This window comes from Paenibacillus sp. GCM10027629 (genome assembly GCF_042676425.1).
Lineage (GTDB): Bacteria > Bacillota > Bacilli > Paenibacillales > Paenibacillaceae > Paenibacillus_K > Paenibacillus_K terrigena.
Window position 1 is genome coordinate 1,039,205 of the sequence record NZ_JBHTGZ010000009.1, and the last position, 12,849, is coordinate 1,052,053.

The window sequence follows — 12,849 nt, forward strand, 5'->3', positions numbered from 1 at the left end:
ATTTTAACAACCTCGTTATCTCCTTTAGCTAGTAACGGATTACAATAACGTTCTTCAAAAAAGTTGTCCTAAATGAAATATCGCATTTTTATACAGAAATCCTATAAGGAGGTTAATTATGTTGAGGAAGAGTACAAATTCAAGTAGAAGATCTGCAATAATTACTGGGGTGTTATTAATAGCCGGGTTGGTTACAGGTATATTTAGTGTTGTTCCTGTTATAGATGGTGCAGACTACCTAGTCAAGGCTTCTATAACTGAAAATCAGGTACTATTAGGAGCGTTTTTCCAATTGTTAATGGTTGTTGCATATGTTGGTATTCCTGTTTTGATGTATCCGATTTTAAGTAAGCATAATAAAGGTTTAGCTCTTGGATCTGTTGCTTTCGGCATCATTGCGGGTGTGTTCATTATTATTGGTGTACTCATTCTTCTGTTGCTATTGATATTAAGTCACGAATTTGCAAAAGTTGGACCTCTGAATGAATCGTATTTTCAGACCCTAGGTGGTTTGTTACGGGAAGGACGTGATTTGGTGAACCATGTGGCAACGACACTGGCATTTGTTTTGGCTATGTTCTTGTATAACTGCATATTTTACCAAACAAAATTAGTTCCACGTTGGTTGTCAGCTTTGGGTATTATGGGGTCTACATTGTCTATATTGGCAAGCTTATTATTTATGATTCGCTTCATCAGTCTGGATGCAACCTATATGATGTTGAACATTCCAATAGCCTTTCAACAATTGGTTTTGGCTATTTGGCTAATCATTTCAGGATTCAACAGGGCGGAACAGGATTCTGTATCCAATTAAGATGAATGCTGGTTAGTTGAATCACTTTTTGATTCTACAGATGTAAAAAGGGTACTCCGGGAAAACATCATATAGATCCTTTTGTTCAATATGGTAAGTTGTATCTTGTATGTATTGTTCTAACATTTCTACGGGGGTTCTTCTCAAGTTCGCCATAAACAGCAGGTATCCCCCATGTTTTAATAAGCCAAAACACGAATCTAAACACCGCTTAAAGTCCTCTGTTTCGTTTATAGCGGAGCCGATTAAGGTAACAATATTAAATTCTTCTATGGGTAAATCCGAATCAAAAATACTTTTATTCAAAACCTCTGAAGGGTTCGGATGTCTCTCTCTCCGCTGCCTATACTCGAAAATTTCGCAGATCCCCATGTCAATATCAATACTTGTTAATCTACCTCTTCCCTTTAACCAATATCCTAGGTAATCATCCCAATCTCCAGTACCGATACCAACATTACAAACCCGCATTCCATCAGTAACTGAAAATGCTTTTCTTACGTAATCCCTTGTTATCAATTCTGTATGGATACATTGCGGGGATGAATTCCATTCACCAGCTTCAGGGCTTTTAAGTTCCAGGTAATAATTCAATAATTTTTCATCCATATTCATCCAACATATCACCACTTTTATCCATTTAATGATTATGAATTCGCTAATATTTGTAAAATAACCATCTTCACTAAAACCCTATTTTTTGCGCACATTCGCATTTAGGATATTCCTGCATTTTCTAATTTTTTGTTTGATTTGCTGATTTTCAAAAAAATAAACCTCTGTACCTGACCAAATAAAAACCCAACTCACAATGCTTAAAACTCCTGCAATATAGGTATGAGTAGTTGAATACTTCAAGAATATCACCCCAACTATAATACCCAGCACAAACAAAACAATAGCTTTTTTGACATTTCTAGCATGTGTATATTCCTCTTCGTTCAAGATATTAGAAAAAGTGTTAATTGTGGCAGTCTGCAATGACTTCTCGTCAAATTCATTCTGACCTAAAAAACATATTTCTACTTCTTTTCTACTACCATTGTGTTGCTTTGACAAAATAAAATCTTCAAGATCAGAACTTAGGTGAACATCATCTAAGCTATAGTATCTTGAAAACGGAGTATCCGTTTCATCTAAATAGATATTTATACTTAATTCATCTCTCATATTGACCATCCTTTAACTCCAATGTACTAGTTGAAAGTCAACCTTTTATCAGTATGGTCAAGATAGTAACAATTATTACGAAAACGCGTATGAATAAGACTCTCTGGAGTCCATGCATGCTGCCGACTAAAACGTTCTCATACTCGTCCTCGTTAGTCATAAGCCTGATCATCTTCTGCACCTGATTTACCTGCCCTTTAGCGCAAAGCGGCTACCGATCCATGTCGGCAGCTTAGTAATTTATTTAGCTATAGTATCCGTTTAGTTGAGCATTAACTTGGATAGCCAAACCATAATTTAATTAAGTTCCCATCAGGGTCGAAAACATCAAAAGATTTTCCACATCCGCCACGATCTTTGATTGGGCTGGTTCTAATACCAGCTTCAACTAATCTGCTTTGGCATTTTACAATGTCCTCACTAATTTCCAATATGAGAACATGATTGGGTTTTCCTTTATGAGTAAAAGCTAATCGTTCTTCTCCATCCGTTTTTACAAGCATGATTTCTACGCCTGATGCAGGATAAATAAATACTTCTGTGTTGTCTGTTTCAATAGGAAGACGATTTTTAGTGGTGTTAATATAGAAACCCAATTGAAACACATAGAAATCAACCGAACGTTGCATGTTTTTAACTGGCACTTCAATACAAGCAACTGATTTTACTGTTGCTTCTTCTTTCAAGCTTGGTAGAGTCTTCCCATGTTTATTTATTACTTGGTCACCCATATTACATAACACCACCTATTGGAATTTTAATCCACCAAGCCAGTGTACACCAGAAATGAAAAATATGTAAATGCGTTACCGTAATCGCGCTATCCTGCCCTTTAATTGTTAAGTACGTACCACCGTTATATTCAACAGTACAAAAAATGCTAAAAGAATCGTCGGTAAAGCTCTCGACGGTGTTCCCCAAAAATCCCCTCGACCTGAGGGGATTTTTTCTATTGCAATGCATTACGTCTCTCCTAACATTTCCTACAAACGCTAATGATAGATGAAGATGACGGAGAGAACGGCGTTTTATCCCAATCAGCATATTGATGTTCGACGCGAAAACCGTGACGGGTTAATAAAGAATGCAGCGTTTCCTGACCCGTGAACCGACAAGCAATTCGGGAAGTCGTTCGCTTATATCCCCAATCACGCATCGTGACCCAATGCATGATATGCTGGCTAGCATCGTAACATTGTGTGCCTGATATCTTGACGTTATTCCCATCCTTATCAATAAATGATCCCCATTCTGTCTCTTCTTGATCGGATAAATCCGTTCCCTCCGGATTACGGGTCTCGAATGCAAAGATTCCATGGGGTTGTAAATGTTTGTGAACGGTCGTGAGCAAATCGATTTGATCTTGATCACTTAAGAATGCCTGAAATGCATTACCAGTCAAATAAATCATCGAAAATCGCTTGTCCGATTCGAAGGTACGTGCATCGCCTTCCATAAAAGTAACAGTCAACCCTTCCGCCTTCAACCGCGCATATGCGAGCATCGCTGAAGAGATATCTACACCGGTCATCGTTATGCCGGCTTTCGACAGGGGTATCGTTGTTAAGCCTGTACCGCAAGCAAGTTCTAACACTTCCCCAGAACTCGATCTAGCAAGCTCAAGATAAAACTGATATTTGTCCATTTCACCGTCAAATTCAAGATCGTAATTTACCGGATCTTGATATTCATCAAGATTGCTATGTTCAATCAACGCCATTCCCCCTTTCATTTCTTGTTATCACATTTCGAATTAGACGCAGAAAGGATAATCGAAATGAAATCCCTATCGCCAGCCATCGCGCTTAACAGTATTATTTTACTATTTTTTTGATAATCCAATTGGTAATAAATCGTTATAATCAATTTTTATCGGACCTTACATAACTACTCTTTAAGTCGATAATCACAACGTTATCCTGCCCGTTAAGCGTACATGGAAACGGATGCCCCTTATATAGCCTACGTCTCGTCACATAACGACCGATTAAAAGAGAAGAACCGAGCTGGGTGTTGTGGAGGAAGAGCAATAGATAGCTGACTACTGAAAGGCTGCAGAACATGATTATGCTAACAGTAAAAACGGCAAACAAGCCGTTTTTTTGTTATTAATGCACGAATTTATTATCATTCATATTTGCTTGTATAACGTCCACCCAATTTGTGTTATGCATCATCTCGGAAGAATCCCCATGAAATGCCTTCATGGCTTCCTGATCATCAAGCAGCCGATATCTCATCCAAGCCGTCAAATAACCTCTATGATTGCCACCATTACCTTCAATAGCTGTATGAGCTGCACCTTTTGCCATCCCCATCATAACAGGTGTGCTTGCGTTAGTACTATGCAAGGCTAATTGATTCGTTGATACCGGTGAGATTAGAAAATCTCGTGTACCGCCCATAATGAGGAAAGGAACAGTAATACGTGCTGTATCGTACACATCTTTTGGATCACAATACTTCAAATCCGGGAGAGCGATGGATACAACCGTCTTAATCAACGATCCGATTTTATAGTTGGTATGCGCATTAATGACCCCCGTAGACCCTTGAGAATGTCCAGCTACACCAATCTGTTCCATTTGTACCTTTTGATAAAACAAGCTGTTTGCTAGTTCGTTTTCATTTCTCAAATAATCAATAGCCTCCACAATTTCTTTGCCTGTTCCTGTTGTCTTGCTATAGGAATCGATTACAATGAAACCCCAGCTAGCAAGATGAGTTAAGAGCCCATCATAACGATCAGGCGTGGCATCTGTTCCATTCCCCCAAGAAATAATAGGATAGGATTCGTCTCCTTGAAATGCTGGGTAGTAAATTCTAAATAAAGCCTCTCCGCTCGTACTCTTAACTTCTTCTACCTTTACATGATAGCTTCCTTGCTGTGCATACCGCTGCTCAATGCTTCCTTCTGCAAGTTCGGGTACATTAGAATGAATAATTATTTGCAAGAAAATTGTAATTGGAACTACAACGATAAGGACTAAAGCTGACAACCATACAATCCGCTTTCGTTTTTTCAAAACCAACATACACGTGACCTCTACGATAGTCTATAAGTTACTCTATCGTTTCATCTGTTAAAATATGGAGCTAAAGAGATATACGCGAAAGATGTAATTATGTTTCATTAAACAAGATGCTAGATTGAAAAGTAGATACGGAGGACCGAGAATAGCTTAGAAAATACGATTTGCTGTAAGTACAATAGACTCGACGTTGGTCACCAAAGAGATATAATGCTTGATACTCCGATGAAATGAGAAATGTATGCTTTAATTATAAACCAGATTAACCCCTTCAAATTGTACACATACTCACTCTTAATCTGTTAATCTCACCATTTCGTTATACGCGAATTTCTTGGTGATCGATCTCCGATGCTTGAGTGAATACGACGCTCATTATAATAATCAATATTGGACGTGAACACGTCATTAGCTTCTGAATAGTTCTGAAAGTCATAGCGACTTAGGCATTCATCTTGAAGCAATCGATGGAACGATTCAATATGTGCATTCATGTTTGGTGTTCGTGGTGGTATACGATCATGCTTGACTCCGAAGTTTAAACACGCCATTTCAAAGGCATGCGAAATAAAGCATTGCAGTTTAATGAGATTAATCGTATTGTTAATAATTGCTTTATCGAGAAGATTGTGGTGACTAAAGAAGTAAGATCAAACTTTACTATCGTTATGCAGGGACGTCTAAAATAATGAATGAATTGATTAGTCACGCTAATTAGATTCATGTTGCTGATGTCCCTCTCTTCGCCGCCAACAAAATCCATTACGCGGACAACGGTGTTCACTTCAAGCCTGATTTCTATCCGCTGCTCCTGGACTACTTGAAGGGGCTTGTAAGGTGTGATGTGTTAGTTAGCAAGCGTCAAACAGCCCCTACCCTTTAACTAGGATAGGGGCTGTGTATGCTTTTTAGAGTTTTTCGGATCCACAAGCACTGTTGCTATCTGCGCCTTTAAGGGTTCAACCCAAACAACAATATCCTCATGCACCTTTCTTGCATTTCCTTAGCGCATATACTCAAACACATACGCCACAAGGAATTTCGTTAATAATTTTTCAATACTTATGGTACGGTTCACCGTGCGATCTATAACGGCAAGTTTTAGGGCCATCCTTTACCGGATAGCCCTTTAGAGAGGTTATCTATCAATATAAAGGAGAACATCACCAATGTAATCGTCTACGTGGTTTGAAGTGTCTACTTTCAAACACTCCAAGTGAGCTGGCTTTTTGGCACGGCTGATTACCTCTTGCCATCTTTCTTCAGTTATATCGACTGGACCAATTTGGGTAATCATTCGCTCACGATTTTTCAGCCTATTGTTAAGTTCATAAATGTCGTTCAATACACACTCTACATACTTGTATTTCGCACTATGTTTTTCTGCCAGTGTAGTTCCATTCCCAACTATCACTTCATACAAACAAGGACTATCTAGTATAACGCTATGTCCTTGTGAGAGATGGAAATCGACCAATGACCATTCAATATGATAAGCAACCCCACCAGCACGCTTGGGATCTATATTTTTATCTTGTCCCTCTAACTCTAGCCCCTCTAATAAACCTGTTTTCACAATATCATGGTCAATAATAACTGCTTTAGTGAACTTCGCAATTTCCCTGGCAAGAGTCGATTTTCCCGACCCAGGAAATCCAGACATTTGTAAAAAAAACATAGTGACGCCCCCATCTCTCAGTTACTTCAACAAATCAAAAAGGAGCCGCCTCTGAAGTGACCCCCAAAAGTTAGACAATATATAGTTAGGCCACCTCTAACGCATGAGTTCGGTACTGTACCGGGCTCATGCGTTTTAGTTTTGCCTTTATTCGTTTGTGGTTGTAATAGTGGATATATTGATCAAGTTCTACTTTGAATTGTTCAATGCTATCAAATTCTTCTGTATAAAGAAACTCGGATTTTAGGATCCCAAAGAAATTCTCCATAACGGCATTGTCGTAACAGTTCCCCTTACGTGACATGCTTTATGTTATGCCTTGTTCCTTCAATGACTGCTGATATTGGGGCATTTGGTAATGCCAACCCTGATCAGAATGAATCAATAAGATGTCATCGTTTGTCTTACGTTTCAAGGCTTGATCCAACATGTCAGAGACAAGCGTATAGAGTGGACGTGAATCAACGGTGTAGGTAATGATTTCCCCGTTAAACAAGTCAAGTATGGGTGACAAGTATAGCTTCTCTCCGAACAATTTGAACTCTGTAATATCTGTAACCCACTTCTCATTTGGTCTTGTAGCGTTGAAATTTCGATCTAGGATGTTTGGAGCAATTTTACCAACTGTTCCTTTATATGAGCGATATTTCTTCATGCGAACGATGGATTTTAAGCCGAGTTCACGCATGATGCGCTGCACCTTTTTATGGTTCACTAATTGCCCTTCATTGTGTAGCTCGTCTGTAATACGACGGTATCCATAACGGCCTTTATGCTCATGATAGACCGCTAAAATACGAGATTTCAAGACCGTATCTTTGTCTGGACAATCCATTGTACTTACCCAGTAATAGTACGTGCTACGTGGAATCTGAGCCAGCTGCAGTAATGAAGTAATGGGATACTCTAGCCTTAGTTCAAATACTACTTGCGCTTTGTCTTGCTTTGTAACTTTTCCTTGCTTTGAACTAAGGCATTCAACTTTTTTAAGTAGGCGTTCTCCATTCGTAAACGTTCTACTTCCGCCTGTAAAGCCTCGGTTGAGCCTTCAACTGGAGTTGATTTCTTTGTATCTTCTTTCATGGATGTACGCCCCTTTTTCTTTGATATGAGGGCGTCTATTCCACCTGTTTCGAATTGCCTCTTCCACTTAAGTACTGTGTAATCCGAAGACAAATTAAATCGAGCGGCGGTCTCATTGTTGGATGCCCCAAATTCGTTCATGTAATTGAGTACATCCATTTTAAATTGAATCTCGTGATTTGTATACGAAGAGGTAATTCCTTCCTCTCCATGTTTTTGATAACGTAATACCCATCTTTTTAGTGGCGCAGTGCTCATATTACGTTCTTCAGCAATTGTTTTATACGACGCTTTACCTTCTAGATAAGCCAGGACAGCTTCTAATTTCTCTTCAGTTGAGTATTTAGCCAAAAAAATTACACCTCCAATTGTTAGACTATGTCTAACAATTGGGGTGCAGTTCACTCAAGCATGCTCCTCACTTTTGTGTCCCGTCTAGCATAATAACCAATCATTTCAAAGGACCACCAATACAAAATCTATATCCATCAGGATCATAGACGAGGACTTCTCTCATACCATACGGTTGATTAACTGGTTCGGATTCTAATATTGCTCCTCTTGCCTTGAAGTCATCAAAAACAATGTCTACATCGTCGACCCAAATGTAAGATTCCATATATCCATTTATTGTGTGGTTAGGACGAATTAGTTCTTTATTTTCAGCTTTTTTGATTAAGAAACTTACTCCATCTCGCGTTCTACAAACTGTCCTTCAATTCTGAAACCAAGCTTATCTCGGTAATATTCTTGGGATTGTCTTACATCAGATACGAGTATACACTGTGATGCTTTATTTAGTCCCATCAAAAACCTCCTATTTTATGGTATTCCACTTCTTATTCTACTCGTTTTGCTAAATCCCTTCCTCTGTGTTATTCCCACTAGACTACCCGTTAGCTCAATGAACAGATGATGATCCGCAGTGAAGCGAGTACCACTACTCAACCATCCGCGATAATGTAGGTAACTTTGTGTAATTAACTGTTATGTAGGAACATTTGTGTATTTGGACATTTGTCGACTGTCAACGATGTGTACCGATTCTTTTCCCTCTCATCAGGCAAATCTAAAACCCAGCCACTTCATTCGGCTGGGTTTTAGATTTAATCGCCCCTTTTAAAAAGATGAATTTCCGAATTTTTCAAAAAGGACTCGTACGAAGCCATAGTCTCTTCTTCTCATAAGGTCCGATTTTTCCAGCGCTACCGTTACGGATCGCTTCGGACAAACCCCAGGTTGGATAACCGGCAAACGGCTCCAAGCCGATGTTATAATGCCGCCCGTACCAAGGGTAATCGGTTGTTGCTCCAAATTCTTGCCAATACCACAGATATGGGAGCGTAGCTGCGTCCCATTCCACCCGAAACCCGATGCCCAGCCTCGGGTTTTCGATTTCGTACCAAGCCGACTCTTTGAAGTTGGTCAAGTAGCAAATGTCCGAAGGCGCTCCCATTTCGGGGAGAACTGACAGATCCGTACTCGTGCCGTTTGGAGCGCGGGTAATCGGCCAATTTTGGGGCTCGCCTCTTAGTACTCTGCCAGGTGGGCTTATCGGCGAATCAGTTGACTCCGTGACGACGAGGGTCCCTTCCGGCAGACGAATTCGGCAACCGGGCTCTACGAAGGGCTTACCATAGGCGAGATGCTGCCCCCACATGTATTGTTGAGGGAATGCGCACAAGTTCTCAATTTCCTCTTCGATCCAAAGTGACGGAGAGTTTCTTTCAAGCGTCATCGTACGGGTCACATGAAAGGGAACCTTTTTCGTGTAGACGCTGAAGCGAACAGAAATACGCTCTTCTGTATCCTCGACAATTTCCCAATCCCAGGGCATATGGAGCACTTCTCCGTGCTGGCCAAATTGAGCTCCTTGATATACAGAACTCGGACCGCCGTTCGGAAAAACCACCTGCCAGCCGCCGGAATAATAGTCGATCATCGTGGAGATTGGGTCCGGCGAGGTGGGTAAGTATTCCGAAGGGTTCTGAACGCCGCCGGAAGACAGCCACATGTAGTCCAATCCCGTTGGCTTATACACGTATTCATAGATATCCGTGCCTTTGCCGGCCAATACAGAAATTCGAACTAGGTCGTTCTCAAGAACAACGGTATCAAGTCCCTTGTAAGTATATAGATCGTTAATGCGGCAACCGTAATTCCGTTGTGGTCTGTATCTGTATTTCATGAGACAATGCTCCTTTCAGATTCAGATTGCCCAACGATCGTTCGGCACAAGCGGAAACCAGCCTGCTCTGAGTGGATCACGATCGTATGTATAGCCTCCAAGTTCACGATATAACTCCGCGTACTGCTTGATTTTCTCCCGATCCACTTCGATTCCGAGCCCTGGTCCTTCCGGAACTCTGATTGATCCGTTCTCGTATTGCATTTTGCCGCCGACCAGAATATCGTCGGTCAAATGATGGTAATGCGCATCGGCCGAGAAGGATAGATTTGGTATCGCGGCTCCCATATGAAGCATTGTAGCCAGCTGAATACCGAGTTCTCCGGAGGAATGCACTGCGATACCGAGTTGGAACGTCTCGCAAACACCGGCAGCTTTCACGCAAGGACGAATTCCACCCCAGAACGTCGTGTCGAGCAGGATGACATCTACTGCTACGTCCAGCACGTTGGCGGCGAGCTGCTCAAAGTTCACGACTACCTGATTCGTTGCGGTCGGAATACGTACCATTTGCCGAACCCGGCGCATACCGTTCAATCCCCATGTTGGATCCTCGAAGTAATCGTTGTTCAATCCTTCAATCGCCTGACCGAAGCGGATCGACTCCTCAACGCTGAGTACACCGTTAGGATCATAGCGTAAGCGGTCCTTCGGAAAGGCAGCGGCCAAGGCGCGATAACATTCGAGCTCCACGTCAGGGTGGAATACGCCTCCCTTCAGCTTGTGAACCGTAAATCCGTGCTTCTCCTTGAGCTCCCGACAATGCTCCACGAGCTGTTCGGGCGTGCGCACTTCATCCTCTCCCGTCCGCTCGTTCGGAGCACGAAAGAACAGATAGCTGGCGAAAGGCACCTGATCTCGCACTTTGCCTCCAAGCAGCTGATAAACCGGTACGCCGAGCTTCTTACCCATCAAGTCCAAACAGGCGAATTCAATCGCTGCATGTAACTGCGTCCGATTGTTATACAAGCTGGAAGTCGGATTACAGATCTTGAACCGAAGCTCCTCTAGCTGGCATGGATCGTGGCCCAAAAGATAGGGTTTGAGCCCGGCGAAAGCCTGCTCGGCGCTCTCTCCGCCGCCTCCCATCTCCCCATATCCGATTAATCCCTCGTCGGTTTCTACTTCCACGATCGTGCGAACGAAGCGACCCCAGTGGGCGCCAATGGCATGGCGAATCGTTGCTTCTAATGGAACGGTGACAGTGGTGGCTCTGATATCTACTATTTTCATTTCGGCAACACCACCGCAGCCGACGCAAGCAAACCGCCGTCAATTTTATAATCTCCTCCCGTAATGAACCCGGCCTTGTCGCCGCACAGAAAAGCGATCAGCTCCGCGACTTCCTCCATCGTACCGACGCGTCCGATCGGGTGCATCTGCCCCCAAGATTTGATCACGTCATCCTGCGTCTGATCTCCCTTGAACAGATCGGCTGCCCAACGCAGCATTGGCGTATCGATCGACCCTGGGCAGACGCTGTTTACTCTGATCCCATCGGCGGCATGGTCCAGCGCCATGGCACGGGTTAGTGAATTGATCGCTCCTTTTGAGGTGACGTAAGCAGCGGAGCCTTTCATAGCTACGTACGCTTGTACAGAGGAAACGTTGATGATGACACCGCCACCACGTGTGCGCATTTCCGGTATCGCATACTTGGAAGTCAAATACATTCCCTTCACATTAATGTCAAGCACCTCGTCCCAGACGTCTTCTTCCGTATCGACGACGGTTCCGTAACGTTGGACACCAGCACTGTTGACCAGGATATCGATACCGCCGAAGGCTTCCGTGGTTCGCTGAACTACAGACTGAACCTGCACTCGATCGGATACGTTCGCCTCTATCCCGACTACGTCGGCATTTCCTGTTTCTTGACGAATCAAATCAGCCGCTTCCTGAGCAGCCCCCCTCGATACAATGACAACAGAAGCTCCGCCTTGGGCAAATCTGCGTGCAGCCGCGAAACCAATCCCTTTGGAGCCTCCGGTGATTATCGCGACTTTCCCTTTGAAATCCATCGACTACTCCTCCTTATACTAGTTCGTTGCACAAACGTCCGAGCTTATCTACTTCCACTGTCACCATGTCGCCCGGCTTTAGCCACTCTTTTCGATCATCAGGATAACCAAACATGACCCCCTCCGGCGTTCCCGTCAGGATTAAGTCGCCTGGCTCCAATGAAATATGACGGGAAATATAGCTGACAATCTCGTCGACATAGAAGATCATATCTTTTGTATTCGAGTTTTGACGAAGTTCCCCGTTTACATAGCAACGGATGCCTAGCCCGTTGGGATTGCCTACTTCGTCAGCCGTAACGAGATAGGGACCGGTCGGACAGAAACCGTCCAAACTTTTGCCCAGCAGCCATTGACTCGTGCGATTTTGTAAGTCTCGTGCGGACAGATCATTAATACAGCAATAACCGAAAACAAAGTCGAGCGCTTCTTCGCGAGTCACGTCTTTCGCTGGCTTCCCGATGACGATTCCAAGTTCCGCTTCATAGTCGACCTGCGTGGTCACTTCCGGCAACTTTACTTTTTTCCCGTGTCCCGTCAAAGCGTTCGAGAATTTATTGAACAACACGGGGCTGGAGGGTACAGGAAGCCCTGCTTCCTTCGCATGATTGCGGTAGTTCAGTCCGACGCAGATCACTTTTCTGTCCAACGGAATGCATGGAGCAAAGTCAAGAAACTCCTCGTTCAGCGCCTCACCTTCCGTTTCCAAATCAGCTAGTCCGTCAAGCCCACGATTTAGAATGTCCTGTAGTGTTGCATCCACTAATCGAATCCCGTCTTCTTGTTTGACTCCAACTCGGGATTTTCCTTCATTATTTAAAATAAGAAGTTTCATAAATTGCACTCAACTCCTGATCGTT

14 protein-coding genes and 1 pseudogene are annotated in these 12,849 nt (G+C 42.8%); 1 reads left to right on the forward strand and 14 read right to left on the reverse strand.

From position 1 onward, the window contains the following. The first annotated feature begins 118 nt into the window (after positions 1-118). Positions 119-817, forward strand: a complete 699-nt coding sequence (locus ACFQZR_RS14240; protein ID WP_379346883.1) for a DUF4386 domain-containing protein — start codon at positions 119-121, stop codon at positions 815-817. Between the two features lie 21 nt (positions 818-838). Here the strand turns inward: ACFQZR_RS14240 and ACFQZR_RS14245 are convergent, their stop codons facing one another. From ACFQZR_RS14245 to ACFQZR_RS14310, 14 genes and pseudogenes are all read right to left on the reverse strand, one after another. After that, on the reverse strand, positions 839-1,426 hold the full coding sequence (locus ACFQZR_RS14245) for a class I SAM-dependent methyltransferase (protein WP_379346885.1): 588 nt from the start codon (positions 1,424-1,426) through the stop codon (positions 839-841). 84 nt (positions 1,427-1,510) lie between these two features. Next, positions 1,511-1,987 (reverse strand): hypothetical protein, encoded by a 477-nt coding sequence (locus ACFQZR_RS14250; protein ID WP_379346887.1) that lies wholly within the window; start codon positions 1,985-1,987, stop codon positions 1,511-1,513. Between the two features lie 272 nt (positions 1,988-2,259). Next, complete coding sequence (locus ACFQZR_RS14255) at positions 2,260-2,718, reverse strand: VOC family protein (protein ID WP_379346889.1); 459 nt, start codon at positions 2,716-2,718, stop codon at positions 2,260-2,262. Between the two features lie 242 nt (positions 2,719-2,960). Continuing rightward, positions 2,961-3,701, reverse strand: coding sequence for a class I SAM-dependent DNA methyltransferase (locus tag ACFQZR_RS14260; protein WP_379346891.1), 741 nt, complete (start codon positions 3,699-3,701; stop codon positions 2,961-2,963). Between the two features lie 394 nt (positions 3,702-4,095). After that, positions 4,096-5,022: a poly(ethylene terephthalate) hydrolase family protein gene (locus tag ACFQZR_RS14265; RefSeq protein WP_379346893.1), complete on the reverse strand. Its 927-nt coding sequence runs from the start codon at positions 5,020-5,022 to the stop codon at positions 4,096-4,098. A 305-nt stretch (positions 5,023-5,327) separates the two neighbouring features. Continuing rightward, positions 5,328-5,570: an integrase core domain-containing protein gene (locus ACFQZR_RS14270; RefSeq protein WP_379346895.1), complete on the reverse strand. Its 243-nt coding sequence runs from the start codon at positions 5,568-5,570 to the stop codon at positions 5,328-5,330. Positions 5,571-6,157: 587 nt separating this feature from the next. After that, on the reverse strand, positions 6,158-6,697 hold the full coding sequence (locus ACFQZR_RS14275; protein ID WP_379346897.1) for a P-loop nucleotide/nucleoside kinase family protein: 540 nt from the start codon (positions 6,695-6,697) through the stop codon (positions 6,158-6,160). 85 nt (positions 6,698-6,782) lie between these two features. Next, a pseudogene (locus ACFQZR_RS14280) lies at positions 6,783-8,131 on the reverse strand (IS3 family transposase). 100 nt (positions 8,132-8,231) lie between these two features. Further along, positions 8,232-8,399, reverse strand: coding sequence for a VOC family protein (locus ACFQZR_RS14285; protein ID WP_379346899.1), 168 nt, complete (start codon positions 8,397-8,399; stop codon positions 8,232-8,234). 65 nt (positions 8,400-8,464) lie between these two features. Further along, complete coding sequence (locus ACFQZR_RS14290; protein WP_379346901.1) at positions 8,465-8,587, reverse strand: hypothetical protein; 123 nt, start codon at positions 8,585-8,587, stop codon at positions 8,465-8,467. A 337-nt stretch (positions 8,588-8,924) separates the two neighbouring features. Continuing rightward, positions 8,925-9,968, reverse strand: coding sequence for a DUF4432 family protein (locus ACFQZR_RS14295; RefSeq protein WP_379346903.1), 1,044 nt, complete (start codon positions 9,966-9,968; stop codon positions 8,925-8,927). 21 nt (positions 9,969-9,989) lie between these two features. Beyond that, entirely contained in the window at positions 9,990-11,201 is a 1,212-nt protein-coding gene (locus ACFQZR_RS14300) for an enolase C-terminal domain-like protein (RefSeq protein WP_379346905.1), read from the reverse strand. Beyond that, on the reverse strand, positions 11,198-11,989 hold the full coding sequence (locus ACFQZR_RS14305) for an SDR family NAD(P)-dependent oxidoreductase (protein ID WP_379346907.1): 792 nt from the start codon (positions 11,987-11,989) through the stop codon (positions 11,198-11,200). Before ACFQZR_RS14305 ends, ACFQZR_RS14300 begins: the two co-directional genes overlap by 4 nt. A 13-nt stretch (positions 11,990-12,002) precedes the next feature. After that, a complete protein-coding gene (locus ACFQZR_RS14310) occupies positions 12,003-12,824 on the reverse strand; it encodes a fumarylacetoacetate hydrolase family protein (RefSeq protein WP_379346909.1) in 822 nt (273 codons plus the stop codon). Positions 12,825-12,849: the final 25 nt, after the last annotated feature.

What these genes read in the sequence shown, in the direction of transcription:
- ACFQZR_RS14240 (WP_379346883.1), top strand. Translation starts at nt 119, where the DNA reads ATGTTGAGGAAGAGTACAAATTCAAGTAGAAGATCTGCAATAATTACT.
- ACFQZR_RS14245 (WP_379346885.1), bottom strand. Translation starts at nt 1,426, where the DNA reads ATGGATGAAAAATTATTGAATTATTACCTGGAACTTAAAAGCCCTGAA.
- ACFQZR_RS14250 (WP_379346887.1), bottom strand. Translation starts at nt 1,987, where the DNA reads ATGAGAGATGAATTAAGTATAAATATCTATTTAGATGAAACGGATACT.
- ACFQZR_RS14255 (WP_379346889.1), bottom strand. Translation starts at nt 2,718, where the DNA reads ATGGGTGACCAAGTAATAAATAAACATGGGAAGACTCTACCAAGCTTG.
- ACFQZR_RS14265 (WP_379346893.1), bottom strand. Translation starts at nt 5,022, where the DNA reads ATGTTGGTTTTGAAAAAACGAAAGCGGATTGTATGGTTGTCAGCTTTA.
- ACFQZR_RS14270 (WP_379346895.1), bottom strand. Translation starts at nt 5,570, where the DNA reads ATGGCGTGTTTAAACTTCGGAGTCAAGCATGATCGTATACCACCACGA.
- ACFQZR_RS14275 (WP_379346897.1), bottom strand. Translation starts at nt 6,697, where the DNA reads ATGTTTTTTTTACAAATGTCTGGATTTCCTGGGTCGGGAAAATCGACT.
- ACFQZR_RS14285 (WP_379346899.1), bottom strand. Translation starts at nt 8,399, where the DNA reads ATGGAATCTTACATTTGGGTCGACGATGTAGACATTGTTTTTGATGAC.
- ACFQZR_RS14290 (WP_379346901.1), bottom strand. Translation starts at nt 8,587, where the DNA reads ATGGGACTAAATAAAGCATCACAGTGTATACTCGTATCTGATGTAAGA.
- ACFQZR_RS14295 (WP_379346903.1), bottom strand. Translation starts at nt 9,968, where the DNA reads ATGAAATACAGATACAGACCACAACGGAATTACGGTTGCCGCATTAAC.
- ACFQZR_RS14300 (WP_379346905.1), bottom strand. Translation starts at nt 11,201, where the DNA reads ATGAAAATAGTAGATATCAGAGCCACCACTGTCACCGTTCCATTAGAA.
- ACFQZR_RS14305 (WP_379346907.1), bottom strand. Translation starts at nt 11,989, where the DNA reads ATGGATTTCAAAGGGAAAGTCGCGATAATCACCGGAGGCTCCAAAGGG.
- ACFQZR_RS14310 (WP_379346909.1), bottom strand. Translation starts at nt 12,824, where the DNA reads ATGAAACTTCTTATTTTAAATAATGAAGGAAAATCCCGAGTTGGAGTC.